This window comes from Amycolatopsis sp. cmx-11-12 (assembly GCF_046269425.1).
Lineage (GTDB): Bacteria > Actinomycetota > Actinomycetes > Mycobacteriales > Pseudonocardiaceae > Amycolatopsis.
Map to the genome: position 1 here is coordinate 1 of NZ_JADNQM010000006.1, position 25,675 is coordinate 25,675.

Consider the following 25,675-nt stretch of genomic DNA (forward strand, 5'->3'; position numbering starts at 1 on the left):
AGCCTTGCTCGTGCTCATCCAGCACGAACAACGCACCCGGCACATCTGACAAGCACCACCCCACCCCGGCATTAACACACCCGGTCAACCCCACCCCACCAGCCAAGACCAAGATGAAAAGTCCCCATTATGGATCCCGGCAGCGGCTCTCGCATTGAGGACCGTAACTGTCCTCGATCCCGATTAAGGTGAGCGGCATGTCCGACACGTTGAGCAGGCGCGCGCTGAACCGCGCCATGCTGGACCGGCAGCTGCTGCTCCGGCGTTCGAAGATGACCGCACTCGAAGCAGTCGAGCATCTCGCCGGATTGCAGGCGCAGGCACCGAACCCGCCGTACTTCGCGCTGTGGACGCGGCTGCACGGGTTCCGCCAGGAGGACCTGGCGAACCTGCTGCTCGACAAGAGTGTCGTGCGGATCGCGCTCATGCGCGGCACGGTGCACCTGGTGACGCCGTCGGACGCGCTGGCGTGGCGGCCGATCGTGCAGCCGCTCTACGACCGCTCGGTGGACGGCAACACCCAGTTCACCCCGGAGATCAAGGGTCTCGATCACCAGGAGATCGCCCGCACTGCCCGCAAACTGCTCGGCGAGCGGCCGCTGTCGTCCGCCGAACTCGGCGCGGAACTGGCGGAGCGCTGGGAAAGCGCGGGACCGTCGGCGCTGGTGCACGTCGCGCGGGCGCTGCTGCCGCTGGTGCAGCTCCCGCCTCGCGGGATCTGGGGGAAGTCCGGGCAGCCGACGTATCAGACAACCGGGGACTGGCTCGGCGCCGAACCGGACACGACGCCGTCACCGGAGCGGATGTTCCGGCGCTATCTGGCCGCGTTCGGGCCCGCGAGCGTCCAGGACGTGCAGGCGTGGGCCGGGATCACGAAGCTGGGAGAGGTCGCCGAGCGGCTGCGGCCGGAACTGCGGACGTTCCGCGACGAGAACGGACGTGAGCTGTTCGACCTGCCGGACGCGCCGCGGCCCGATCCGGACACCCCGGCGCCGGCGCGGCTCTTGGGGCCGTTCGACCAGACCGTGCTGTCCTACGCCGACCGCACCCGGGTGATCAGCGACGAGCACCGCAAGGTCGTCATCACCCAGAACGGGTTGGTCAAGGGCACCATCCTGGTCGACGGATTCGTGAAAGGCCTCTGGGAGATCAAGGGGGCGAAGAAGGCCGCTTCGGTGGTGATCACGCCGTTCGAACGCGTCCCGAAGCGCGACCTGGACGCCCTCGAAAGCTCCGCCCACCGCCTCCTGACCTGGGCTCACCCCAACGCCGAGACCCACACGGTGCAATTCGGCACCTAATTGCGGTAGTTGGTGGCACGAACTACCGCAACTAGGTGCCGAAACGCGCGGGGTGTCGTGCCATGCTGACGTCGGGGCAAGGGGGTGTGTGGAAATAGAGACGTTGAGTGTCCCTATTTCCACACACCCCTTCGCTCCCGGCTTCCCGTCGTCGCGATCGGGGCAGGTAACCCCCGCAATTCGTCCTCTGGTTGCGATGGTTCGGCGTCGAACTACCGCAACCAGGTGCCGAATTGCGGCAAGTGCGTGGCCGGAAATCTCGATTTGGTGGCCGGGCGGGTACTTCCGGGCAGGGTGAGGGCTGCGTAGCGTCGACCGGCATGAGCACTGGGTCATCGAAGACGAGCGTGCTGATCGTCGGTACGGGGTTCGGCGGGGTCGGGACGGCGATCGAGCTCAAACGCGCCGGGATCGACGACTTCGTCATCCTGGAGAGCGCCGACGAACCGGGCGGCGTCTGGCGCGAGAACACCTATCCGGGCGCGGGCTGCGACATCCCGTCGCCGCTGTACTCGTTCTCCTACGAGCCCAACCCCGATTGGCCGAAGCGGTTCTCGCTGCAACCCGACATCCACGAGTACCTCAAACGCGTGGTGCGCCGCTACGGACTCGAACCGCACATCCGCTTCGGCACCCGCGTCACCGGCGCGGCGTTCGACGAGGAACGCGGGCTCTGGCGCGTCGAGACCGCGGGCGGCGAGACCTTCGAGACAAAGGTCTTCGTTCCCGCCGTCGGGCAGCTTTCGCGGCCGGTCCAGCCGGACATCCCCGGCCAGGACACCTTCGAGGGCACCAGTTTCCACTCCGCGCGCTGGGAGCACGACGCCGACCTGCGCGGCAAGAAGGTCGCGGTGATCGGCACCGGCGCGAGCGCGATCCAGTTCGTGCCCGAACTCCAGCGCCAGGCCGGTGAACTGACGGTGTTCCAGCGCACCGCGCCCTACATCATGGCCAAACGGGACACCCGCTACCGGCGCTGGCAGCAACGGCTGTTCCGGCACCTCCCGGCCACGCAACTGCTCGGCAGGCTCCGGATCTTCCTCCTCGCCGAGTACGCGACGTACGCGATGACCAAACATCCTTTGCTGGCCAAGATCTTCGAGCTGCGGACGGCCCAGCTGCGCCATCGTCACATCAAGGACCGGGCACTGCGCGAGAAACTCACCCCGGACTATCCTCTTGGCTGCAAGCGGATCCTGTTCACCAACGAGTACCTGCCCGCGCTCGCACAGCACAACGTGGCGGTGGAGACCCGGCGTATCAGCGCGATCACGCCGTCCGGGGTGCTCACCGAGGACGGCGTCGAGCACGAGGCCGACGTCATCGTCTACGGAACCGGTTTCGCGGCAACGGATTTCCTCGGCGAGCTCAAGGTGGAAGGGCTCGGCGGCCGGGCGCTGTCCGACGCGTGGAAGGGCGGCGCGCGAGCGTACCTCGGCATGACCGTGCCGGGTTTCCCGAACCTGTTCTGCGTCTACGGCCCCAACACGAACCTCGGCGCGGGCTCCATCATCTACATGATCGAACGGCAGGCACGCTACATCCGGCAGGCCGTCGAACACCTCAACCAGCCGGGAGTGTCCTATATGGACGTCGTGCCCGAGGTGGAAGACCGCTACGACAAGGAGATCCAGCGACGGCTCGGCCACAGCGTCTGGACGACCTGCGCCAGCTGGTACCGTCAGGAGAACGGGCGGGTGAGCACGAACTGGCCGGGTCTGGTGACCGAGTACGACCGCCGGACGAAGACACTCGACCTCGGCGACTACCGGACGGCCGGGCCGCGATGAACCACGACGTTCTGGTGATCGGCTCCGGGTTCGGCGGCAGCGTGACAGCGTTGCGGCTGACCGAGAAGGGCTATCGCGTCGGCGTGCTGGAGACCGGCCGCCGGTTCGCCGACGACGAGTTCGCGAAGACCTCGTGGCGACTGCGGAAGTACCTGTGGGCCCCGAAACTGGGCTGCTACGGCATCCAGCGGCTCACCCTGCTCAAGAACACCTTCGTGATGAGCGGCGCGGGCGTCGGCGGCGGTTCGCTCGTCTACGCGAACACGCTCTACGAACCCCCGGACACCTTCTACGAAGACCCGCAATGGGTGCACATCACCGACTGGAAGTCCGAACTCGCCCCGCATTACGACCAGGCGAAGCGGATGCTGGGCGTGGTGGAGAACCCGCTGGTCACCCCGGCCGATCGTGTCCTGCGCGAGGTCGCCGAGGACATGGGCATCGCGGACACCTACCGGCCGACACCGGTCGGCGTCTACTTCGGCAAGCGCGACACTGACCCGTTCTTCGGCGGCGAAGGCCCACGACGGACTCCGTGCACGCACTGCGGTGAATGCATGACCGGCTGCCGGGTCGGCGCGAAGAACACGACCGTCAAGAATTACCTGTACCTGGCGGAAAAAGCGGGCGCGGAGGTCCATCCGCTGACCACCGTGGTGGCGGTCCGGCCGATCGACGGCGGCTACGCGGTCGACACTGTCCAAACAGGACGTTGGGTGCGCAAACGCAAGCGCACCTTCACCGCCGAACAGGTCGTGTTCGCCGCCGCTTCCCTGGGCACGCAACGGCTTCTGCATTCGATGAAGGACTCGGGAACACTGCCGAAGCTGTCGCCGCGCCTGGGGTTGCTCGCCAGGACGAACTCCGAAGCCGTGCTCGCCGCGCGGTCGTTGCGTGACGACACCGACTTCACCCGCGGCGTCGCGATCACGTCGTCGATCCATCCCGACGCCGTGACGCACGTCGAACCGGTGCGCTATGGCAAGGGCAGCAACTTCATGGGCCTGCTGACGACGGTGCTCGTCGACGCCGAACCGGGCAAGCGCCGATGGGTGCTGGGTCTGCGCGAACTGGCGCGGAACCGGCGGAACCTGGTACGGCTGCACAACCCGCGCCGGTGGTCGGAGCGGATGGTCGGGCTGCTGGTCATGCAGACACTGAACAATTCCGTGACCACGTACACGAAACGCGGGCTCTTCGGCCGCCGGATGACCACTAAGCAGGGCATCGGCGACCCGAACCCCGAGTGGATCCCCGCCGGGCACGAGGTCACGCGACGGGTGGCGGACAAGATCGGCGGGCTGGCGCAGGGCGCGTGGACGGATCTGGCGAACATCCCGATCACCGGGCACTTCATCGGCGGCTGCGCGATAGGCGACAGCCCTGAGACCGGCGTCGTCGACCCGTACCAGCGGGTGCACGGCCATCCCGGACTGCATATCGCCGACGGCTCGGCGATCTCGGCGAACCTCGGAGTGAATCCGTCGCTGACCATCACGGCGCAGGCGGAACGCGCGATGTCGTTGTGGCCCAACAAGGGTGAGGCCGACCCGCGTCCGCCGCTGGGCTCTCCCTACCGGCGCCTGTCCCCCATCGCCCCGCGCAAGCCCGTCGTTCCCCCGGAGGCTCCCGCAGCCCTCCCCCTCCGCAATTAGGCACCTACTTGCGATGTTTGCGTGGCGCAAATACCGCAAGTAGGTGCCGAATTGCGAGGTGGAAGGGGCGGGGCACCGTCGCCCGCGCGACGGCGGTGCCCCGCCCCGGTCTAGCGGCGGATCATCACGGGAGGCCCGCCAGGCCCGCGCTCACCGTGTTCGACCACGCGTAGCCCTGCGAAGCGTCCCAGTTGATCGACCAGGTCATCGCGCCCCGGATCGTCGGGTACGTCGTCGAAGGCTTGAACGAACCGCAGTTCGTTCCCTTCGCCAGGCAGTTCAGCGCGTTGACCGTGTTGCCGGGCGCCTGGTAGCCGCCACCCGCCGCGGAACCGGAGGCGGGCAGGCCGAGGCCGACCTGGTCGGCACGCAGGCCGCTTTGCAGCTGGATGCAGGCCAGCGCGGTGAGGAAGTCGACCGTGCCCTGCGAGTAGACCTTCTGGTCGCAGCCGAGCATCGTGCCGCTGTTGTAGTACTGCATGTTGACGATCGTCAGGATGTCCTTGACGTTCAGCGCCAGCTTGAAGTACTCCGCCGCCGGGCTCTGCATGTCGATCGTCTGCGGCGCCATGGTGATGACCGTGCCGCCCGCCGCGTGGATGCTGCGCAGCGCCTGCGCCATGTAGGTCGCGTTGACGCCGTTCTCGAGGTCGATGTCGACGCCGTCGAAGCCGTAGGTCGCGATGAGCGACTTCATGCTGTTGGAGAAGTTCGTCGCCGCGGCCGAGGAGTCGACGCGGATCGTGCCCTTCTCACCGCCCACCGACAGGATGACCTTCTGCCCGCGTGCCTGCGCCGTCTTGATGTCGGCCTTGAACTGCGCGTCGGTGTAGCCGCCGAGCTGGCTCGACAGACCCGAGTCGAGGGTGAAGGTGACCGCGCCCGGCGTGGCCGTCGCGTCGGCGAAGGACACCGCGATGATGTTGTACTTCGTCGGCACGTCAGCGAGCTTGAGCGCCTTCGCGCCGTTGTAGAAGTTCTGCCAGTAGCCGGTGATCACGTGCTTCGGCAGGTTGCCCGTCGGCGGGTTGCTGGTGGTCGTCGTCGGCGAGTTGCTCGTGGTGGTGGTGGTGGTGGGCGTCGTCGGCGTCGTCGGGGTGGTGGTCGGCGAGCCGCCGGGGCCGTCGAGGTTGACGTCGTCCGCGAAGTACGCGGGCTGGCCGTACCAGCCGTGCAGGTAGATGTCGACGCTGGTGGTGGACGCGCCGGTGGTGAAGCTCAGCGAGAGCTGGCTCCAGCTGGCACCGCCCGGGGTCCAGGTGTTCTTGTCACCCGTCCCGGTGCCCGTGACGCCCAGATAGGTGTAACTGCCCTGCACCCAGGCCGAAAGTGTGTACGCGGTGTTGGCCTTCACCGGCACGCTCTGCGAGCAGCGGGCATTGTCCTGGCCTGCCGGGGTCGCGCTGAGCGCGCGGGTGCCCGAGTGGACCGGCGTGGTGACGACCGAGGACGCGCCGGTACAGGTCCAGCCGCTCGTGGTCCCGAGTTCGAAGCCCGGGTTGGTCAGGATGTTGGCGGCCGAGGCACTGCCCGAGACCGCGAAAGTCACCCCCAGGCACACGGCCAGTGACGACAGCAGGGCGAGGAACGCGTGTTTCGGCTTGACTTTCACGGCTGGCCTCCACGAACGGGTGATGTCGGCCACATCAAAATGGACTAGACCAATACAACTGTCAAGGGTTCGGTTAGAGGAGGCCATACGAAAGTCGGCTCGGCGGAAGCGGCAGAATGCAGGGTCCGAGAGCACCCGAGGGCGGATTTCAGGAGCGTGGGAGTGAGCGTGCAGGGCCTGCAGACAGTCGAGCAGAAGATCGCCGAAGAACTCGGCGTGCGCGAGGGGCAGGTCAAGGCGGCCGTCGACCTGCTGGACGGCGGATCGACCGTGCCGTTCATCGCCCGGTACCGCAAAGAGGTCACCGGGATGCTGGACGACGCCCAGCTGCGCACGCTCGAAGAACGCCTCCGCTACCTGCGGGAGCTCAACGAGCGCCGGGTAGCCGTGCTGGAGTCGATCCGTAGCCAGGGCAAGCTGGACGAGGCGCTCGAAGCGTCGATCATGGCGGCGGACACCAAGTCCCGCCTCGAAGACATCTACCTGCCGTACAAGCCCAAGCGGCGGACGAAGGCGATGATCGCCCGTGAGGCCGGGCTGGAGCCGCTCGCCGACGGGTTGCTGAACGACCCGAACACCGACCCGCAGGCCGCCGCCGCGGTATTCGTCGACGCCGACAAGGGTGTCGCGGACGCGCAGGCCGCGCTGGACGGCGCCCGTTCGATCCTCGTCGAGCGCTTCGCCGAAGACGCCGACCTGATCGGCGAGCTGCGCGAGAAGATGTGGTCGCAGGGCCGCCTTACCTCGAAGGTCCGTGACGGCAAGGCCGACGAGGGCGCGAAGTTCTCCGACTACTTCGAGTTCTCCGAGCCGTACACCAAACTTCCCTCGCACCGGATCCTCGCGATGCTGCGCGGCGAGAAGGAGGAGATCCTCGACCTCACGATGGAGCCCGAGGAGCCGTCGGAAGAACCGCGCACCGGCCCGACCGACTACGAGACCCGCATCGCGCACAAGTTCGGGATCTCGAACGAGGGCCGGCCCGGCGACAAGTGGCTCGGCGACACCGTCCGCTGGGCGTGGCGCACGAAGATCCTGCTGCACCTGGGCATCGACCTGCGGATGCGGCTGCGTCAGTCGGCAGAGGACGACGCCGTCCGCGTGTTCGCCGCGAACCTGCGTGACCTGCTGCTCGCCGCCCCGGCAGGCACGCGCGCCACGATGGGCCTCGACCCCGGTTTCCGCACTGGTGTGAAGGTCGCCGTCGTCGACGACACCGGCAAGGTCGTCGGCACCCACGTGATCTACCCGCATCAGCCCGCCAACAAATGGGACCAGTCGATCGCCGAACTGGCCGCGTTGTGCGCCCGGCACAAGGTGGACCTGGTCTCGATCGGCAACGGCACCGCGTCACGCGAGACCGACAAGCTCGCCGGCGAGCTGATCAAGAAGCATCCGGAACTGAAGCTGACCAAGGCCGTCGTCTCCGAGGCGGGCGCGTCGGTGTACTCGGCGTCGGCGTTCGCGTCGCAGGAACTGCCGGGCATGGACGTCTCGCTGCGCGGCGCGGTCTCCATCGCGCGGCGGCTGCAGGACCCGCTGGCGGAACTGGTGAAGATCGACCCGAAGTCGATCGGTGTCGGGCAGTACCAGCACGACCTGTCCGAGATCTCGCTGTCGCGGTCACTCGACGCGGTGGTCGAGGACTGCGTGAACGCGGTCGGCGTGGACGTCAACACCGCGTCGGCGCCGCTGCTGACCCGCGTCTCGGGCATCACGACGAGCCTGGCCGAGAACATCGTGGCGCACCGTGACGAGAACGGCCCGTTCAAGACGCGGACCGGGCTCAAGGAGGTCGCGCGGCTCGGTCCCAAGGCCTTCGAGCAGTGCGCGGGCTTCCTCCGGATCCCGGACGGCGACGACCCGCTCGACTCGTCCTCGGTGCACCCGGAGGCCTATCCGGTGGTGCGGCGGATCCTGTCCTCGACCGGGACCGACCTCCGCGCGCTGATCGGCAACTCGCGGACGCTGCAAGCGCTGAAGCCGTCCGAGTTCGTCGACGACACCTTCGGTCTGCCGACGGTGACCGACATCCTCGCCGAACTCGACAAGCCTGGCCGCGACCCGCGTCCGGCGTTCAAGACCGCGACCTTCGCCGACGGCGTCGAGAAGATCGGCGACCTCAAGCCGGGCATGCGGCTGGAAGGCGTCGTGACGAACGTGGCCGCGTTCGGCGCGTTCATCGACGTCGGCGTGCACCAGGACGGCCTCGCGCACGTCTCGGCGCTGTCGAAGAACTTCGTCAAGGACCCGCGTGAGGTCGTGAAACCCGGCGACATCGTCAAGGTGAAGGTCCTGGAAGTCGACGTGCCGCGCAAGCGGATCTCGCTGACTCTGCGCCTGGACGACGAGCCCGGCAAGCCCGCTCGCGAGCAGGGCGGCGGTGGCGGCGGTCGTGATGGCGGCGGTCGTGACCGCGGTCAGGGCGGCGGCCAGCGTCAAGGCGGGCAGCGTCAGGGCGGCCAGGGTGGTCGCGGCGGCCGGGACCGGGGCGGGAACTCCGGCGGCGGGGGCGGCTCGCTGGCGGACGCCCTCCGCAAGGCTGGCTACGGCAAGTAGGTCACTTTGCGCGTGAAGGCCCCCTTCCCTCGGCTGAGCCGAGGGAAGGGGGCCTTCACGCGCATTGGGGGCTAGAGACTCAGGGGTTCATCGCGTAGGCGCCCGAGAGATCACGGACGAGCGACCAAACGTGGTCGAAGCGGGCCGCGTCCACAACGGGCTTCCGCACCGAGGCCAGCGCGAGCGCCTGCTGCGCCTCGGTCGAGGAAGACTTCCCGTGCAGGTCGATCGCGGCGACGCTGAAGTCCTGCACCAGGACGCCGAAGATCTGGTCGACGACCTCGGTCTCGATCCCGGTGATCTCCGCCTGCTCCAGCACCAGCTGCCCGTAGACGACCAGCGTGAACAGCTCGGTCAGCGCCAGCCCGAAGTCGAGGTCCTGCTGCTGCGCCTCGTCCGGGGTCGCGTCGGTGAACAGCTTCACCAGCGCCTCGGCCTGCTCCGTGAACCGCGCGACGTTCGGGATCGCGGACGCCTTGGCGTAGGCCTCGCGCCAGTCGTGGAACCGCACCTTGGACAGCCCGCGCGCGGGTCCCTGACGGAACAGGAATTCGTCGTCGGCGGCGTCGGAGCGCGTCGGCACCGGCTCGTAGGCCTGCGGCGCGAACAGGTACGCGGGCACGAACTTCGCGATCAGCGCGAGGTTCACCGCCACCGTGCCTTCCAGCTTCGGCAGGCCGTCGATGTCGTTCTTGGCCATCGCGAGATAGGTGTCGGTCTCGAAACCCTTGGCCGCCACCACATCCGCGACCAGGCCGATGACCTTCTGCGCCTCGGTGGTCACCTTCATCTTGGTGATCGGGTTGAACAGCAGGTACCGGCGGTCGTCCGGGTTCGCGCTGCGGAAGTAGTCCACGGCGCGGTCGGAGAACAGCTTCATCGCGACGAGCCGCGCGTACGCCTCGACGAATTCCCGGCGCACGTGCGGGAAATCGGTGACCTTCTTGCCGTACAGCTCCCGGTTGTGCGCGTGCGTGATCGCCTCGTACAGCGAGTGCGTCGACATCCCGATGCCGCCGAAGCACAGGTTGAACTTGCCGATGTTGACCGTGTTCAGCGCAGCGCTGAACGCCTCGGCGCCGATGTGCAGAATGTCCTCTTCGGACACCGGGTAGTCGTTGAGCTCGAACTCGGCGACGTACATCTGCGACGGCACCACGTTCTTCACCACGCGGTAGTTCGGGTGTTCCGAATCCGCGTAGAAGAACACGTACTGGTCCGGGCCCTCGACACCGTCGATGCGGCCGAACACCGACACGGTCCGCGCGCAGTTCCCGTTGCCGATGTAGTACTTCGACCCGTTGGCGCGGTAGCCGCCGTTGCCGTCCGGGGTCAGCACGAGGTCCGACGAGTAGATGTCGGCGCCGTGCTCCTTTTCGGACAGTCCGAACGCGGCGACGCCGCCGGCCGCGAGCGAGTCCGCCGCGCGTTTGCGGGCGGCCTCGTTCGCGCTCTGCCACACCGGGCCAAGGCCGAGGATGGTGACCTGCCACGGGTACCAGTAGTTCAAGCCGTAGAAACCGAGGATTTCCGACAGCGCCGCGACGCGCGCGGTGTCCCAGCGCTTGTCGGGGTCGCCGTCGGCGTTGGCGCCGGGAGTGAGGAACGTCGAGAACAAGCCTTCCTTGCCCGCGAACTCGATGAAGTCCGCGTAGAAGGTCCGCTCGTGGTAGTCCTCGGTGAGCTTGCGCTTGCCACGCTGTTCGAACCACTCGATGGTGGCACGCAGCAGGCGACGCGTCTCCGGGTCGAACTGCCGTGGGTCGTACCCACCCGGGTTCAGCAACAACGCGGTCGCCTTTTCGCTCATCGTCACTCCTGGTCGCCGAAGTTACTACCCGGTAACCGTAGCGCGCCGCCTCGCCGTCCGGCCACCGAACTCGACGGAAGTCACCTCCCCGTGGTCGTTCCGCAGGAAGCGGCCGGTGGCCGCGCGGGTGTCGGCGGCCGGGGCGATCGCGTCGTCGGCGACGAAGACGGCCTCGAACGGAGGCGGCGACGGGAAGTCCTCGACGTCGGCGACGAGCTGGGCCCAGAGCGCGCCGTCGCGGTCGGTGATCTCGAACGCGAGTTGCCCGGTCTCGTAGCGGCCGGTGTACTCGACCAGCGACGGCGTCGGCCGCGGCGGCAGGCTCTCGACCGGGGGCAGGCCGACCAGGTGTTCCAGGCACCAGTCGACGACGTTGCGGCCCAGCGCCGCGCCACCCGCGCTGTTGGTCAGCACGGTGACCGCGAAGTCCGCCTCCGGCAGCGTGACGAACTCCGAAAGCTGCAGGTTGCTGACGTTGCCGCCGTGCCGCACGAGCCGGGCGGCCCCGTGGGTGGTGTGCAGCCAGCTCAGCCCGACCTCCTCGAACCGCAGCGCGGCCTTGCGCTGCGGTGTCCGCATGAGGTCGCAGGTCGCGGCGCTGAGCGGCGGTTCGCCCGCCGACTCCCCGGTCAGGAAGAACCGGGCCCACTTCAGCTGGTCTCCGGCGGTGGACCACAGGCCGCCGCTGGCGCTGTCCGCGCGGGTCAGGCCCACGGTGTGCGCGACGGCCTGCTCCACATGACCGACGGCGTGACGGCGCGTGAGCACCTCCCACGGCAGGTAATACGACTCGGTCATACCGAGCGGCTCCAGGAACCGGGTGCGGACCAGGTCTTCGAAGGTACGGCCCGAGACGACCTCCGCGACGCGGCCCGCCAGCTGGAACCCGGCGTTGCAGTAGGAGAAGACCTCGCCGGGCGGGAAGATCTGCGGCAGGTCGCCGAACTGCTCGACCGCCAGCGCCAACGCGTCGTCGCCCCAGCCGGTGTCGAGGTCGACGTCGCCGAGGAACCCGGCGGAATGCGTGAGCAGATGCCGCACCGTCACCGTCTTCTGCGCCACGAGATCCGCCAGCCGAAGTCCGGGCAGGTACTCGGCGACCGGCTTGTCCAGGTCCAGCACGCCCTCTTCGACCAGCGACAACAACGCGGCCGCGGCGAACGTCTTGCTCGTCGAGCCGATCATGAACAGCGTTCCGGCGTCGACCGGCAGTCCGGTGTCCACACTGGACACGCCGGTGGCGAACACCGACTCCTCGCCGCGGTGCAGCACCCCCACCACCGCGCCGGGGACACCCGCCCCGCGCGCCTCCTCGTCGAGCACGCCTTGCAGATCCTGAACGTTCGGCACCCGTGTCCCCTTTCGTACGGTCAGGCCAGCGTTTCACCGCGACGCCGCGTCCGGCTCGTACGAACCGACGAACATCGGCGGACCGGTGCGGGCGATATCACGTAGCCCGGGAGATCACGACCAAGTACACTGGCATTGCGGTCCGCTCAGTTCTGCCTCGGGCCGCGTTTCGTTGTCGAATGACCACGCGCCGCGGCCCCCGAGGTCTGCGCCGGGCAGGACAACCGTTCCTATTCTTACGGAGATACCAGGGCGCATACGCGCCCATACGCTTATGAGCACACCTACTTTCACCGAACTCGGCCTGCCCAAGACCCTCGTGGACTCGCTCGCCGAGCAGGGCGTCACCAGCCCGTTCCCGATCCAGGCCGCCACGCTGCCGCATTCGCTGGCAGGCCGGGACGTCCTCGGCCGCGGCCGCACCGGCTCCGGCAAGACCTACGGCTTCGTGCTGCCCGTCCTCGCCCGGCTCGCCGCCGGTCCGACGCGGCGCCGTCCGGGCCGTCCGCGCGCGCTGGTGCTGGCCCCGACCCGCGAACTGGCCACCCAGATCGAGGCGTCGTTCCTGCCGCTGGCCAAGCCGCTCGGCCTCAAGGTCACCACCATCTTCGGCGGCGTCAGCCCCAACCCGCAGATCACCCGGCTGCGTGACGGCGTCGACATCGTCGTCGCCTGCCCCGGCCGGCTCGCCGACCACATGCGTTCGGGTGAGGTGAAGCTCGACCACATCGAGGTCACCGTGCTGGACGAGGCCGACCACATGGCCGACCTCGGCTTCCTGCCCGACGTCCGGCGCATCATGTCCGAGACCCCGGAGCGCGGGCAGCGGCTGCTGTTCTCCGCGACCCTCGACGCGGGCGTCGACGTGCTGGTCAAACGCTTCATGCACGACCCGGTCACGCACAGCGTCGACTCGGCCCAGTCGCCGGTCTCGACCATGCAGCACCACGTGCTGCACCTGGAGGAGACCCACCGGCTGCCGGTGCTGATCGACCTCACCGCCGCACCGGGCCGCACGCTGGTGTTCACCCGGACGAAGCACCGCGCCAAGCAGCTCACGCGCAAGCTCATGGCCTCCGGGGTGCCGGCGGTCGAACTGCACGGCAACCTCGGCCAGACCGCGCGCACGCGCAACCTGGAGGCGTTCTCCTCCGGCGCGGCGAAGACGCTGGTCGCGACCGACATCGCCGCCCGCGGCATCCACGTCGACGACGTCACCCTCGTCATCCACGCCGACCCGCCGGTCGAGCACAAGGCGTACCTGCACCGGTCCGGCCGGACCGCGCGGGCCGGTGCGTCCGGCACCGTCGTCACGCTGATGACCGACGCGCAGGTCGGCGACGTCCGCGACCTCACCCGCAAGGCGGGCATCAAGCCGACCACGACACAGCTCGGCCCCGGCCACCCGCTGCTGTCCGAGCTGGCCCCCGGCGAGCGTTCGTTCACCGCGTCACCGCGGCGGCCGATCGTGGACACGCGTCCGAAGAAGGTCAGCGCCAGCGGCGAGGCCATCTCCGGCAAGGGCGATGACGAAGACGACCGTCCGGCGAACCGGGGCCGCGGTAACCGGGCCGGTCGCGGCCGTGGCCCCTCCGTCGGCGGCCGCGGTGCTTCCGGTGGTGGCCGTGGCTCCTCCGGTGGCGCGCGTCGCGGTGGCGCTGGCGGCACTGGTGGTGCTGGAGGATCTTCGGAAGGCCGTTCGCGTCAGCCCCGGACCGAAGGCGACCGCCGTGGCGGCGCCCCCACCGGTCAGGGCCGTCGTGCGGCTGAAAGCACGGGACGTCGCGAAGGCGCCCCCAAGGGCGGCCAGGCTCGTCGCGGGGCCTCCGAGTCCCAGCCGCGCCGGGGTTCCGGTGCCGCGAAGTCCCAGCCCTCGCGAAACCAGTCCGGTGGCGCTCCGGCCCGCCGTGGCGGTGCCGCCGCCTTCTCCTCGGGAACGCGCGCTGGCTCTCGCCGCTCGCGCTAACTCTCGCCGACGGCGATCACGCGTGATCAGATGGAGAACACGGAGTTCTCCGTCTGATCACGTGAGTTCTCCGTCTGATCACGCGTGATGCCCGGTTGGTCACGCGTTTCGGGCGGCGAGGCGGGCTTCAGTGGCCGCCCGGCGCTCTTCGAACCGTGACGCCTGGGTGTCGAGGGCCTTGAGGAACTGGTCGAGTTCGTCGCGGGCCTTCTCCCCCTCCTCGCCGAGTCCTTCCAGCTCGAAGATCTTCCAGTGCCGCAGCAGCGGCCAGATCACTTCGTCGTGGTGGATCCGCAGGTCGTAGATGCCCGCCTTCGCGATCAGGGCGGCCTTCCGCACGAAGCTCGGGATCACCGCGCCCGGCATCTGGAACTGGACGACCTCGTCGGTGATGGCGCGCATCATCGCGTCGGGTGAAAGCTCCAGCGACGCCTTCACCAGGTTGCGGTAGAAGATCATGTGCAGGTTCTCGTCCATCGCGACCCGCGAGAGCAGCTTCTCGCACAACGGATCCTGTGTGTACCGCCCGGTGTTGCGGTGCGAAAGCCGCGTCGCCAGCTCCTGGAACGACACGTACGCGAAGACGTTCAGTAACGCCTTGTCACCGCTGTCGTACCCGGCCTGCATGGTCTGCATCCGCGCCCGCTCCAGCTCGACCGGGTCCACCGCGCGTGTCACCAGCAGGTAGTCGCGGATGCAGATGCCGTGACGACCTTCTTCTGCGGTCCAGCGGTGCACCCAGGTGCCCCACGCGCCGTCGCGCCCGAAGGCGCGCTCGATCTCGCGGTGGTAGCTCGGGAGGTTGTCCTCGGTGAGCAGGTTGACCTCCAGCGAGGTCCGCGCGATCGGCGACACCCGCGACTGCTCGGGATCCCAGGGCTCGCCGCCCAGTTCGGCGAAGTTCTTGCCCTCGCTCCACGGCACGTACTCGTGCGGCATCCATTCCTTGGCGACCCCGAGATGCCGGTTGAGGTTCTCCTCGACCGTCCCCTCGAGCTCGAGCATCAGCCGGGTGCTTTCGGGGACCGCCATGCGTTTCTTCCTTCCGGGACAACGGGAAACACCTACCTACGACACCGTAACTTACGGTGTCGTAGGTAGGCCACCTCCGGCAGATGAACGCTCAGGCCCCGTGAGATCTAGAGCGAGGCCGTCAGTCCCCGCGCCCGCAGGACCGAACGTTCCAGCGGGCGGAACACCAGCAGCTCGATGCCGACGCCGACCAGCAGGATCAGGAAGATCGCCGAGATCACGCCTTCCATGCTGTTGAACGACGAGCCCTCGTTCAGGTACGCGCCGAGCCCCTTGCCGAGCGCCGGGGACAGCGCGATCAGCTCGGCGGCCATCAGCGAACGCCACGAGAACGCCCAGCCCTGCTTGAGCCCGGCCAGGAAGCCGGGCAGCGCGGCGGGCAGCAGGATGTACCGGGCCGAGGAGAACCGGCTCGCCCCCATCACCTGGCCGACGCGCGGCAGGATCGGCGGGATCTGGTCGATACCCGAGACGAGGCCGTTCGCGATCGACGGCACCGAACCCAGCAGGACGACGAAGTAGATCGACGCGTCGTTCAGCCCGAACCACAGGATCGCCGCCGGCACCCAGGCCACCGACGGAAGGCTCTGCAACCCGGTCAGGAACGGCCCGACCGCCGACCGGACGAGCCGGACCTTCGCCACCAGCAGGCCGAGCGGGGTACCGATGACCACGCCGATCAGGAAGCCCAGCGCCGCCCGGTGCACCGACGTCCAGACGAACTCGAAGATCTCGCCCGTGCTCGTGATGTCGACGAGTTCGTCCCACACCGCGAGCGGCGCGGGCAGCATCGACTCCGGCCAGAACGCGGCGGCCCACAGGATCTGCCAGAGCACGACCAGCAAGGCCAGGAAGACCAACGGCGGCACGAAACCGCGCAGGAACCGCTTCCCCCGGCTTTCCCGGCGCTCGCCGGCGGGGGTGTCGAGCGAATCGAGCCCCGCGCCGACGGCCTCGTCCGCTTCCTCCGCCACAGACGCCCCGGCGTCGGGGCGGTCAAGCCGCGGCATGGGTACTGATCACCTCCCGGAGGTGACCGGTGATCTCCAGCGTCAGCTCCTCGGCGTCGGAGGCCTGGACGTCGCGCCATTCCCGCACGACCCGGCCCGGCCGCGACGAGAGCAGCACGACGCGCTGGCCGAGCCGAACGGCCTCGCGGACGTCGTGCGTCACGAACAGCACCGAGGTGCCGGTGCTGCGGTAGACGCGCAGCAGTTCGCCTTGCAGGACGTCGCGGGTGATGGCGTCGAGCGCGGCGAACGGCTCGTCCATCAGCAGCAGCGACTGCTCCGGGTCACCGCCGACACGCAGGGTCGCGGCCAGCGCCCTGGCGAGCGCGACGCGCTGCCGCATCCCGCCGGACAGCTCGTGCGGCCGCTTGTCGCCCGCGCCGCCGAGCCGGACGAGTTCGAGCAGTTCGGCCGCCTTCTCTCGGCGTTCGGCCCGGCCGAAACCGGCCAGCCGCAGCGGCAGTTCCACGTTGCGGGCCGCGGTCAGCCACGGCATCAGCGCGGCCTCCTGGAACATCACCGCGGGCCGGGAGGTCTCCAAGGTGATCGAACCGGACGTCGGCCGGTCGAGTCCGGCGACCAGGTTCAGCAGGGTGCTCTTGCCGCAACCGGAGGCGCCGAGCAGGCAGACGAACTCGCCGGGGGCGACCGTCAGGTCCATCCCGTCGAGGGCCACGACGGCGCGACCGGTCGGGCCGAACACCTTCCGGACGCCGTCGAGACGCACGGCGACACCGGTGGACAGGCCGGGTTCCAAAGTGGTCGTCATCGCTGATCCCCTCCGGTCACTTCGTCAGTCCGGGCGCGTCCACGCCGGGCTTGCCCTGCTCGGAGAGCACGGCGTTGAGCGGGCCGAAGTCGGCGAACCCCTTGAGGTCCACCGCGGACTTCACCACCCCGGCGGTCACCGAGTCCTGCGCGAGCTGGGTGAAGGTCGACGCCACCGGATCGATGCCGAGTTCGATGCCGGAGAACGCGCGGTCGAGAACGGCCTCGTTCAGTGTGCTGCCCGCGAGCGCCTTGAGTTCTCCGTTGACCACTTTCTTCGCCTCGGCGGGGTTGGTCTTCGCCCAGTCGATGGCGGCGAGCTCACCCTTGAGGATGGCGGTGACGGTCTCCGGGTGCTGCTGGAGGAACTCGCTGCGGACGATCACGACGGTAGTCGGGAACTTGCCTTCCGGCCACAGGGTCTTCTCGTCCAGCAGGACTTTCGCGCCCGCGTCCAGCACCAGCCGCGAGGACCACGGCTCCGGCAGCCAGCCACCGTCGAGCTCGCCCTTCTTGAAGGCGTCGAACGTCTTCGGGTTGTCGAGGTTGGTGATCTTGACGTCGGGCAGCTTCTTCTCGGCGATGAACTTCTTGAGCGCGACGTCCTGGGTGTTCGCCAGCGACGGCGTCGCGATGTTCTTGCCGGTGAGCTGCTCGGGTGTGGTGATCTCGGGCTTCACCACCAGCTGCGCGCCGCCGGTGACCGCGCCGGAGACGAGCTGGATGGCGCCCTTGGACTTGGTGAAGGCGTTGATCGCCGGGCCGGAGCCGATGAAGGCGATGTCGAGCGAGTTGCCGAGCAGCGCGTTGACCTCTTCGGGCCCGGCGTTGAACGTCTGGGCGGTGAGCTTCGTCGAGCCGAGTTCCTTGGCGAAGAAGCCGTTCTTCACCCCGATCAGCGCGGGCGCGTGCGTCACGTTCGGGAAGTACCCGACGCGCACCTCACCCGCGGCGCCCTGGCTCTTGTGCTCCGACGGCGCCGCGGCGTTGTCCGCGCGTGAACACCCCGCGATCCCACCGGCCAGGGTCAGGGCGGCGAAGGCCGCGGCCAGCAGGCGGGTTCTGTGGTGGGTGCTCACGGGGGTGTCGCCTTTCGGGGGTACAGCTCAGCCTCGGGTGGTGGCCGCGAGAGTGACACGTTCGGCCGCTCAGCCGCATCGCCATCCGCATGACGGGAAAGATACCGGGAAACCTTGACACCAGGCGGAACAGTCGTTCCACATTTCAGGACGGGCGTCCCATGACCGTACCGCCCGATCAGGGGGTCCTCCCGGTGTAACGGTTCGGGCCGAACGGGCGAACCACGCTTAGTGGTTGACAGGTGTCGTACTCGGGCCTTGTGGCCGTGCGTCCAGCGGGAAGCTGGGCCGTCGAGACCCCCGGAGGACTTCCGATGGCGACCACTAAGTGGTGAACCACCCTCGGACCGTCGCCATGGCGGGCGTGCTGACCGCCGGGATCGGGATGGGCGTCCTCGCGATGACGCTCAAGCTCGCCGACGGCACGCACACCGCGCTCGACACCACCCTGTCGACGGCGACCGGGTTCCTCTTCCTCCTGGCCGGCGCCGTCGCGCACGTCCGCCGCGCCTCGAACCCCATCGGCCTGCTCATCGCGCTGGCCGGGCTCGCGTTGTTCGCCGAGGACCTGCAGTTCGCCGGTGACCCGCTCGCGCACACCGCCGGCCTGGCGCTGACGGCCGCGTCCAGTCCGGTGATCGCGCATCTCGTGGTCGTCTTCCCGCACGGAAAACTCCGGTCCCGCTGGGAACGCGTGCTCGTCCTCTCCGCGTACGCCGTGGTCTTCGGGGCGGCGGTGCTCAGCCTGCTGGTCAACGACGATCCGAAGAACCTCGCCGCGGTCGCGGCCTCCCCGGAGGCCGAGCGACTGGTCAAACGGCTCCTCGAACTGGTCGGCGCGCTGATCGGCGGCGGCGTCGTCGCGGTGCTGCTCTACCGCTGGCTCGCGGGCCGCCTCCCGCAGCGGCGGCTGCTCTCCCCGGTCGTCGCGATCGCCGTGATCGGCGCGGTGAGCACCACGGTCGGCAGCGCGCTCGGCTCCGGGCATCCGGCCTCCGACCTGCTGCTCGACGTCTACCGGATCTCGTTCTGCCTGTGGCCGCTGGCGTTCCTGATCGGGGTGCTGCGGGCACGGGTCGGCAACGCGGAGATGATCCGGCTCCTGCTGGAACGCGACGGCACCGGGCTGGCCGCGCTCGTGCAGGACGACGAGGTGTGGAAGGACAGCCGGTCGATCGACGCGCTCAACGCCGCCGCCGGGCTGGTGCTGGACAACCAGCGCCTCGCCGCGGAACTGGAGGAACGCCTCGTCGAGGTCCAGGCCTCCCGCGCCCGCATCGTGGCCGCCGCCGACGACGAGCGGAGACGCGTCGAACGCGATCTGCACGACGGCGCACAGCAGCGTCTGGTGAGCATCGTGCTGTTGCTGCGTATGGCCGAACGACGGCTCGGCGGTGAGCTGACCCCGGCCGTCGCGAGCCTGCTGCGAGGCACCATCGACGAACTTCAGGGCACCGTCACCGAACTGCGCGAGCTCGCGCACGGCCTCCGCCCCGCGATCCTCACCGACGCCGGGCTGATCGCGGCGGTCCGGTCACTGCTGGACCGGATCCCGCTCGAGGTCGGCCTCGACGCCGCGGACGTGCCCCGGCTCAGCGGCGCCGTCGAGGCGACGGCGTACTTCGTGGTCTCCGAGGCGGTCACCAACGCCCTGAAGCACGCTCGGGCGCGGGAGGTTCGCGTGCGCATCGGCGTCGAGGAGGACCGCTTGCGGGTGGACGTCCACGACGACGGCACCGGCGCGGCCGATATCGACGGTGGCTCCGGGCTGCACGGCCTCCGCGACCGTGTCCGCGCGCTCGGCGGTGAACTCACCGTCGTCGGCGAGCCCGGATCCGGGAGCACGGTCTCGGCGGTGGTTCCGCTGGACGGCTAGGCCAAGCCGCGGATCGCGCGTGCGGGAGGCCTCGTCCCCTGGATCGACGCGATCATCTCCAGCACCTGCCGGGTGCGTTTCACCTCGTGCACCCGGAACACCTTCGCCCCCTCGGCCACCGCCCAGGCCGTCGCGGCGAGGGTCCCGTCGACCCGCTCCGCGAGTTCCACCCCGAGCGTCTCCCCGACGAAGTCCTTATTGGACAGTGCCATCAGCACCGGCCAGCCGGTGTCGGCCAGTTCCCGCGCGTGCCTCAGCAGCGCCAGGCTGTGCCAGGTGTTCTTGCCGAAGTCGTGGGTCGGGTCGATCAGCACACCCTCGCGCGGGACACCGAGTGCGACGACCGCTTCGGCGTGGGCCGTCGTCTCCGCGACGACATCGGCGACGATGTCCGGGTAGGTCACCCGGAACGGGCGGGTGCGCGGGACGGCGTTCCCGGTGTGCGAGCAGACGTAGCCGGTGCCGAACTCCGCCGCGACCTCGGCCAGTTTCGGATCGGCACCCGCCCAGGTGTCGTTGATCAGGTCCGCGCCCGCCTCGGCCGAGCGCCTGCCCACCTCGTGCCGCCAGGTGTCGACGCTGATCACCAGGTCGGGGTGTAGTTCGCGGATCCGCTCGACGAACGGGACCACCCGTCGGATCTCTTCCTCGACGTCGACCTCCGCGCCGGGACCGGCCTTCACCCCGCCGATGTCGACGATGTCGGCCCCCTCCGCCACCGCCCGCGCGACGGCGGCGAGCGCGTCCGGGTCCGAGAAGGTCGCGCCCTTGTCGTAGAAGGAATCGGGGGTGCGGTTGACGATCGCCATGACCAGTGCGCGGTCCCGGGCGACCTGGCGCCCGCGGAAGGTCAGCTCGTTCACGTACCGATCGTAGGCGAGCGGACCGACTCCGGAGAGAGTGCCGCCCACCGGGACCCGTCCCGGACACCGGGAGCGGCCATTCGAGTGGCATATCTGATATATGACGTAAGAGATCGGATCTCTCTTGACTCACCGTCGAGAAGACGAGTAGACGTTGTCCCGCAAGGAAAGTTCAGCCCCCAGAGCTGGTCGGGATGCCGACGGACGGCGGATCGGCATCCCGGCCACCCACTCCCCCGGTGTCCCCGGCGCAGGAAGGGCCACGAATGTCCCAAAATCCTCTTCGCGCGGCACGGCTTTCGCGGCGCACCGTGCTGGCGGGAACCGCGGGCGCCCTCGGCGCACTGGCCATCCCCGGTGTGGCCGCCGCTGCCACACCGGGATCCGTGGACTGGTCGCGGGCGGTCGTCGACTCGACGATGAAGCGCTACACCCCGGCCACCCTCGGCGGCTGGGGTTACACCCGCGGCCTGTACCTCTACGGCCAGTACCTGGTGTACCGGCGCACCGGGGAGCGGCGCTACCTCGACTACATCCTCGCCTGGTACGACCGGTTCGTCACCGAAAGCGGGATCTCCAACGGCTTCACCAACCTGGACGCGATGCGCTCCGGGCAGATGTTCCCCTTGCTGTACACCGAAACCGGGCAGGCGAAGTACAAGACCGCTGCGGACCAGCTGCGCCGCCGGTTCCCGTCCTATCCCCGGACGTCCGACGGTGGGATGTTCCATGCCACGAGCAGGGCCGGGCAGTTGTGGGCGGACGGCGTGTACATGGCGCAACCGTTCCTCGCCTTGTACGGCAAGACCTTCGGCGATTCCGGCTACTGCTACGAAGAGGCCGCGAAGAACGTCGTCGTGTACTTCGACCGGCTCAAGGAACCCGCCAAGGGCCTGCTCTACCACGCCTACGACGAAGACGGCTCGGAATCGTGGGCTTCGGGCGACGGACGGCATTCGAAGTATCACTGGGCCCGCGCGATCGGCTGGCTCGGGATGGCGTCGATCGACCTGCTCGAGATCCTGCCCGACGGCCATCCGCGGCGCCGTCGCCTCGTCGACGTCGTCAAGTTCCTCGCGGCGGGGTACACCCGGTGGCAGGACCGGGCTTCGGGCCGCTGGTTCCAGGTCGTCGACCGGGGCGGCGACAAGGACAACTGGCTGGAGACCTCGGCGTCGGCGATGTACACGTTCCTGCTCTCCCGGGCCGTGGAACGCGGCTACATCGGCACCGAGTACGGACCGGTGGCCGCGAAGGGCTACCGCGGGGTCTTGTCCCAGGTTTCGACCGGTTCCGACGGATTGGCGGATATCGCGAACATCTCCGAGGGCACTAATGTCGGCGACACCGCGTATTACTACGGGCGTAAGCGCAACACCAACGATTTCCACGGTCTCGGCGCGTTTCTCATCATGAACGAGCAACTGGGTTTTTCCGGGCGGTGCCGGGTATTGACCTGAGGCGCTAACATCGCGTGCTGCGACGCCCCAATCCCAGGAGGGACGACCGGATGCGCGAGACGCCGCCCCAGGCCTCCTATACCCGGCTCGAACTCGGTGACACCAGCACGATCCCGGTCAGTGTGACGGTTTCCCCGCACATCTCACTGGTCTCCCTGCTCGTCGAAGTCGTCGGCGGCTACGACCGCGGCCTGCCGGCCCCCTGGCGCCGCCAGGTGGGCTCGGCGATCCCGGAGCAGGGATACCGTGCGGCGAGCGCCCTCGCCCGCCGCGGCACCTCCGTGCAACCGGACTTCATCGTGCCGATCAGTCCCGCCGGGGACGCTTCCGCCGCCGCTCAGGCGGAAATGCTGCGCGACCTGACGGAAGCCGACGTCCTGAAAGGCCTGGAAGAGGTCTTCGGCGACCGGTTGCCCGCGCAGTGGCGGCAGGCCGCCGACCATCCGAGACGCTGGGTCGCCTCGCTCGCGGACGCCTTCACCGCGACCCGGCTGGCGACCGAAAACCTCTGGACCAAGGCCCGGCCCCTGCTCGACCGCGAGATCGAACGGATCGGTGTCGCCTCCGTCCGCGGCGGGACCGACGCGGTACTCGGCCTGCTGCGACCCCATTTCCGGTTCAGCAACGGCTCACTGCTGCTGCCCGACGCCGAACCGGCGCGCTACGCCGTCCGCGGCCGCAAACTGATCCTCGTCCCGATGCTCGCGGGCTGCCGGTCGGTGGTGTCCAACTTCGACGAAGAGAACGCCATCTGGATCGGCTACCCCCTGCCGGGGCTGGACGGCCTGCTCGACAACGGCAAGGCCGAACCGGGCCCCGGCACCGAAGGGCTCGACCTGGTGGTCGGCGCCCACCGCGCGAAACTGTTGCGGCACTTGGGAAAACCCGCCCGGATGGGCGAGATCGCGAATCTGCTGTCCTGCGCCGCGAGCACCGCGACCTACCACTGCGAACAGCTCGTGTCGGCGGGTCTGATCCAGCGGCACCGTGAGGGCCAAGTCGTCCTCGTGGTCCGGACTCCTCGTGGTGACGCGCTGGTGGACCTGCTGTCCTGAAGCTGAAGGGGTCGTGCTGGCCTTCACGGCCAGTTGAACGCGTGCACGGGGCGGCCACCCCGCCTTGCTCGCCTGAAGTACATGAAGGCCCCCTTGCTTGCGCCTAGGTACAGGAAGGGGTCCTTCATGTACTTGGTCCCGACCGCCCGCGCATGCCACGAGCCCCCTTAGACCCGTTGCAAGCCTGGCTTCCCGGCTTCCACCACATAGCTGCGGTCCGCGGCCAGGGTCACCTTCGAGAAGTCGTACTCGGTGGTGTCCGAAACCGTCATGAAGTCCGCCCGCATCTGTGCTTGCGACGCCGTCACCCGGACGTAGCCACGCTTTCCGCGGCAGTACTTGACGTGCGGGTTGTTCGAGAGCCAGGCCGACGACGGATCGGTCGCGGTGTCGCTGTTGCTCGTGACCGACGTCGTCACCAGTTCCGAGCCGAACACCGGGTCACTGTGGTTGAAGTAGTCGCGGCGCAGGTCGGCCGCCCAGTGCCGGTGGACGTCGCCGGTCAGCACGATCGGGTTCGGCACCTTGCGGTCCACGATGCCCTTCGCGATCCGGTCGCGGGAGGCCTCGTAACCCTGCCAGGAGTCGGGGCTCTCGCAGGTCGCCTTGTTGCCATCGCCGTCGCGGGTGGCGAAGAAGACCTGCTGGCCGAGGAAGTCCCACTTCGCCGGGTGCGTCTCCAGCGCCTTCAGCAGCCACGCCTCCTGCGCCGTGCCCAGGATGCTGCGCGAGGTCGCCCGCATGTCGGTGCACGCCGGGCCCGCCGAACCGGACGGGTCGGGGACCTGCGCGTTGCGGTACTGGCGGGTGTCGAGCATGTGGAACCGGGCGAGGTTCCCCCAGCCGAACTGCCGGTACAGGCGGATCGCCGCGCCGCTCGGCTTGGCGGTCGCCCTGATCGGCATGTTCTCGTAGAACGCCTGGAACCCAGCGGCCTTGCGATCGACCGGGGCGGGGCTGGTGGTGGAGTTCCAGTTGTTCATCACCTCGTGGTCGTCGAAGACCACGATCCACGGCGCCATCGCGTGCGCGTTCTGGAGGTCGACGTCGGTCTTGTGCTGGGCGTGCCGGGCGCGGTACTGGGCCAGCGTCTTCACGTCCTCGGTGAAGGCGAGCCGTCGCGGGTTGCGCTCGGCGGCGGCGCGGCCGGACTTCTTCTCGTACATGTAGTCGCCGAGGAACAGCACCAGATCCGGGTCGTCGGCGAGCATCCCCTTGTACGAGTGGTACCAGCCCTCCTCCCAGTGCTGGCAGGAGGAGAAGCAGTACTTCAGCTGGTCGACAGCGGCACCGGCGGCGGGGGCGGTCCTGGTCCGGCCGACCGGTGAGATGAAGCCGCTGGTTTTGAAGCGGTAGAAGTACTCGCGTCCCGGCTGGAGCCCGGCCGGTTCGATGTGCACGCTGTGCCCGGAGGCGCGGGCCGCGGTGGCGGTGCCCTTCTGCGCGATCGAGGAGAACGCCTGGTCGTTCGCGATCTCCCAGTCCACTGTGTACGCGGCGTCCGGCATACCGCCGAAACCGTCGGGGTTCAGCGGGGCGGGAGCGAGCCGCGTCCACAGCACGACGCTGTCCGGCAGCGGGTCACCCGAGGCGACACCGAGCTGGAACGGGTCGTGGATGGCGGGCGCCGCCGCCATCGTTCTCGCGTTCGCCCACGAAGGCACCGTCGACGATAACGCCGCCGCCGAAACCGCCGCGGCTCCACCGAGGAGTACCGCCCGCCGGTTCACCTGACCCATGAGAATTCAACCTTTCGAAGTGGGGAAAGAACAGGGAGGGATTTCACGCGGCGTAATCGGTGATGCCGCCACTACAAGCCTCGAGGGCCGGATTCGCGGAAGCGTTGGCGACGCAGACCTTGTAATAGACCCACGACCCCTTCGCGACCGGAACGGCCTTGTCGACGTGCGTGCCGTTACCGCCGGAAGCCCAGACGTAGAACGGGCCGGCGCCACCCTTCAGCCAGTAGGCGACCACAGCGGACTTGCCGTCGGCGTCCTTGTCGTAGACGAGGAAATGAGCATCCGATGACCGGAACTGGCCTTCGCCCGCGCAGACGCCGGTGGAACATTCGGCGCTGCCGGAACCGACCCCGCAGTCGGGCGCGATCCGCTGGTCGGAGCCGGTGTAGACGTAGCCGTCCGAGATGTAGCCGCCGAGCGCGGGAACGTAGTCCCACAACGTCGTCTTGCCCAAGGGACCGGTGACCTCGGTCCCTTGCGTCTGACAGTCGATGGTCACCGTGGCGCCGTTGGCCACCGTGCGCACCGCGCTCGAAGAGGTGCTCGGGGCGCGGCGCACGTTCAGCGGATCACCCGCCGTCTTGACCGTCCCGGTGGCCGCGGCCAGCGCGGGAGTAGCGCCGGCGAGTCCCAAGGCGCCCGCCGTCGCCAGCACGAGGAAGAAACCGGCGAGTCGCCGGACACTTGAACGCTTCATGACTTCAGCGTCAACCGGCGTCGTACACATCCCGTACAAACGCCGACCCG

At 68.8% G+C, this 25,675-nt stretch carries 18 protein-coding genes; 8 read left to right on the forward strand and 10 right to left on the reverse strand.

From position 1 onward, the window contains the following. The first annotated feature begins 197 nt into the window (after positions 1 to 197). The 3 genes from ACLARN_RS09890 (at position 198) to ACLARN_RS09900 (ending at position 4,746) form a co-directional block, all read left to right on the forward strand. Positions 198 to 1,301, forward strand: a complete 1,104-nt coding sequence (locus tag ACLARN_RS09890) for a winged helix DNA-binding domain-containing protein (RefSeq protein ID WP_409491021.1) — start codon at positions 198 to 200, stop codon at positions 1,299 to 1,301. Positions 1,302 to 1,621: 320 nt separating this feature from the next. After that, positions 1,622 to 3,091 carry a flavin-containing monooxygenase gene (locus ACLARN_RS09895; protein WP_409491022.1) on the forward strand — a complete coding sequence of 490 codons (1,470 nt, stop codon included), beginning with the start codon at positions 1,622 to 1,624 and terminating at the stop codon, positions 3,089 to 3,091. After that, positions 3,088 to 4,746 carry a GMC oxidoreductase gene (locus ACLARN_RS09900; protein WP_409491023.1) on the forward strand — a complete coding sequence of 553 codons (1,659 nt, stop codon included), beginning with the start codon at positions 3,088 to 3,090 and terminating at the stop codon, positions 4,744 to 4,746. Before ACLARN_RS09895 ends, ACLARN_RS09900 begins: the two co-directional genes overlap by 4 nt. A gap of 124 nt (positions 4,747 to 4,870) precedes the next feature. Here the strand turns inward: ACLARN_RS09900 and ACLARN_RS09905 are convergent, their stop codons facing one another. Further along, complete coding sequence (locus ACLARN_RS09905) at positions 4,871 to 6,358, reverse strand: chitinase (protein ID WP_409491024.1); 1,488 nt, start codon at positions 6,356 to 6,358, stop codon at positions 4,871 to 4,873. A gap of 162 nt (positions 6,359 to 6,520) precedes the next feature. On the opposite strand from ACLARN_RS09905, the gene ACLARN_RS09910 reads away from it, so the two are divergent. Next, complete coding sequence (locus ACLARN_RS09910) at positions 6,521 to 8,917, forward strand: Tex family protein (RefSeq protein ID WP_409491025.1); 2,397 nt, start codon at positions 6,521 to 6,523, stop codon at positions 8,915 to 8,917. Between the two features lie 79 nt (positions 8,918 to 8,996). Here ACLARN_RS09910 and ACLARN_RS09915 read toward each other — a convergent pair whose 3' ends face one another. After that, positions 8,997 to 10,727: an acyl-CoA dehydrogenase gene (locus ACLARN_RS09915; RefSeq protein WP_409491026.1), complete on the reverse strand. Its 1,731-nt coding sequence runs from the start codon at positions 10,725 to 10,727 to the stop codon at positions 8,997 to 8,999. Between the two features lie 24 nt (positions 10,728 to 10,751). Next, the gene (locus tag ACLARN_RS09920) at positions 10,752 to 12,077 is read right to left on the reverse strand and encodes a serine hydrolase domain-containing protein (protein WP_409491027.1); all 1,326 of its coding nucleotides are present in this window, start codon (positions 12,075 to 12,077) and stop codon (positions 10,752 to 10,754) included. 274 nt (positions 12,078 to 12,351) lie between these two features. Between ACLARN_RS09920 and ACLARN_RS09925 the strand changes: the two genes are divergently transcribed. Continuing rightward, a complete protein-coding gene (locus ACLARN_RS09925) occupies positions 12,352 to 14,043 on the forward strand; it encodes a DEAD/DEAH box helicase (protein ID WP_409491028.1) in 1,692 nt (563 codons plus the stop codon). A 99-nt stretch (positions 14,044 to 14,142) separates the two neighbouring features. Here ACLARN_RS09925 and ACLARN_RS09930 read toward each other — a convergent pair whose 3' ends face one another. The 4 genes from ACLARN_RS09930 to ACLARN_RS09945 all read right to left on the reverse strand — a co-directional run bounded on the left by ACLARN_RS09930 (position 14,143) and on the right by ACLARN_RS09945 (position 17,932). Continuing rightward, entirely contained in the window at positions 14,143 to 15,075 is a 933-nt protein-coding gene (locus ACLARN_RS09930) for an acyl-ACP desaturase (RefSeq protein ID WP_409491029.1), read from the reverse strand. Positions 15,076 to 15,182: 107 nt separating this feature from the next. Then, entirely contained in the window at positions 15,183 to 16,085 is a 903-nt protein-coding gene (locus ACLARN_RS09935; RefSeq protein WP_409491030.1) for an ABC transporter permease, read from the reverse strand. Further along, the gene (locus ACLARN_RS09940; RefSeq protein ID WP_409491031.1) at positions 16,072 to 16,854 is read right to left on the reverse strand and encodes an ABC transporter ATP-binding protein; all 783 of its coding nucleotides are present in this window, start codon (positions 16,852 to 16,854) and stop codon (positions 16,072 to 16,074) included. Before ACLARN_RS09940 ends, ACLARN_RS09935 begins: the two co-directional genes overlap by 14 nt. A gap of 16 nt (positions 16,855 to 16,870) precedes the next feature. Continuing rightward, the gene (locus tag ACLARN_RS09945) at positions 16,871 to 17,932 is read right to left on the reverse strand and encodes an ABC transporter substrate-binding protein (RefSeq protein ID WP_409491032.1); all 1,062 of its coding nucleotides are present in this window, start codon (positions 17,930 to 17,932) and stop codon (positions 16,871 to 16,873) included. Positions 17,933 to 18,287: 355 nt separating this feature from the next. Here ACLARN_RS09945 and ACLARN_RS09950 point away from each other — a divergent pair, with 355 nt between their 5' ends. Next, complete coding sequence (locus tag ACLARN_RS09950; protein ID WP_409491279.1) at positions 18,288 to 19,808, forward strand: sensor histidine kinase; 1,521 nt, start codon at positions 18,288 to 18,290, stop codon at positions 19,806 to 19,808. Here the strand turns inward: ACLARN_RS09950 and folP are convergent. Then, positions 19,805 to 20,671 (reverse strand): dihydropteroate synthase, encoded by an 867-nt coding sequence (gene folP, locus ACLARN_RS09955; protein WP_409491033.1) that lies wholly within the window; start codon positions 20,669 to 20,671, stop codon positions 19,805 to 19,807. The genes ACLARN_RS09950 and folP overlap by 4 nt on opposite strands. Positions 20,672 to 20,937: 266 nt before the next feature. Between folP and ACLARN_RS09960 the strand changes: the two genes are divergently transcribed. Both ACLARN_RS09960 and ACLARN_RS09965 read left to right on the forward strand, forming a co-directional pair. Continuing rightward, entirely contained in the window at positions 20,938 to 22,131 is a 1,194-nt protein-coding gene (locus ACLARN_RS09960; protein WP_409491034.1) for a glycoside hydrolase family 105 protein, read from the forward strand. A gap of 50 nt (positions 22,132 to 22,181) precedes the next feature. Beyond that, positions 22,182 to 23,186, forward strand: coding sequence for a winged helix-turn-helix domain-containing protein (locus ACLARN_RS09965; protein WP_409491035.1), 1,005 nt, complete (start codon positions 22,182 to 22,184; stop codon positions 23,184 to 23,186). 167 nt (positions 23,187 to 23,353) lie between these two features. On the opposite strand, the gene ACLARN_RS09970 is transcribed toward ACLARN_RS09965, so the two are convergent. Beyond that, positions 23,354 to 24,925 carry an alkaline phosphatase D family protein gene (locus tag ACLARN_RS09970; RefSeq protein WP_409491036.1) on the reverse strand — a complete coding sequence of 524 codons (1,572 nt, stop codon included), beginning with the start codon at positions 24,923 to 24,925 and terminating at the stop codon, positions 23,354 to 23,356. Between the two features lie 43 nt (positions 24,926 to 24,968). Next, positions 24,969 to 25,625, reverse strand: a complete 657-nt coding sequence (locus ACLARN_RS09975; RefSeq protein ID WP_409491037.1) for an SH3 domain-containing protein — start codon at positions 25,623 to 25,625, stop codon at positions 24,969 to 24,971. Positions 25,626 to 25,675: the final 50 nt, after the last annotated feature.

Excerpts from the sequence above, each read along its gene's own strand:
- ACLARN_RS09890 (WP_409491021.1), top strand. The coding sequence starts at position 198 with ATGTCCGACACGTTGAGCAGGCGCGCGCTGAACCGCGCCATGCTGGAC.
- ACLARN_RS09895 (WP_409491022.1), top strand. The coding sequence starts at position 1,622 with ATGAGCACTGGGTCATCGAAGACGAGCGTGCTGATCGTCGGTACGGGG.
- ACLARN_RS09900 (WP_409491023.1), top strand. The coding sequence starts at position 3,088 with ATGAACCACGACGTTCTGGTGATCGGCTCCGGGTTCGGCGGCAGCGTG.
- ACLARN_RS09915 (WP_409491026.1), bottom strand. The coding sequence starts at position 10,727 with ATGAGCGAAAAGGCGACCGCGTTGTTGCTGAACCCGGGTGGGTACGAC.
- ACLARN_RS09925 (WP_409491028.1), top strand. The coding sequence starts at position 12,352 with ATGAGCACACCTACTTTCACCGAACTCGGCCTGCCCAAGACCCTCGTG.
- ACLARN_RS09930 (WP_409491029.1), bottom strand. The coding sequence starts at position 15,075 with ATGGCGGTCCCCGAAAGCACCCGGCTGATGCTCGAGCTCGAGGGGACG.
- ACLARN_RS09935 (WP_409491030.1), bottom strand. The coding sequence starts at position 16,085 with ATGCCGCGGCTTGACCGCCCCGACGCCGGGGCGTCTGTGGCGGAGGAA.
- ACLARN_RS09940 (WP_409491031.1), bottom strand. The coding sequence starts at position 16,854 with ATGACGACCACTTTGGAACCCGGCCTGTCCACCGGTGTCGCCGTGCGT.
- ACLARN_RS09950 (WP_409491279.1), top strand. The coding sequence starts at position 18,288 with ATGGCGGGCGTGCTGACCGCCGGGATCGGGATGGGCGTCCTCGCGATG.
- ACLARN_RS09960 (WP_409491034.1), top strand. The coding sequence starts at position 20,938 with ATGTCCCAAAATCCTCTTCGCGCGGCACGGCTTTCGCGGCGCACCGTG.
- ACLARN_RS09965 (WP_409491035.1), top strand. The coding sequence starts at position 22,182 with ATGCGCGAGACGCCGCCCCAGGCCTCCTATACCCGGCTCGAACTCGGT.
- ACLARN_RS09970 (WP_409491036.1), bottom strand. The coding sequence starts at position 24,925 with ATGGGTCAGGTGAACCGGCGGGCGGTACTCCTCGGTGGAGCCGCGGCG.
- ACLARN_RS09975 (WP_409491037.1), bottom strand. The coding sequence starts at position 25,625 with ATGAAGCGTTCAAGTGTCCGGCGACTCGCCGGTTTCTTCCTCGTGCTG.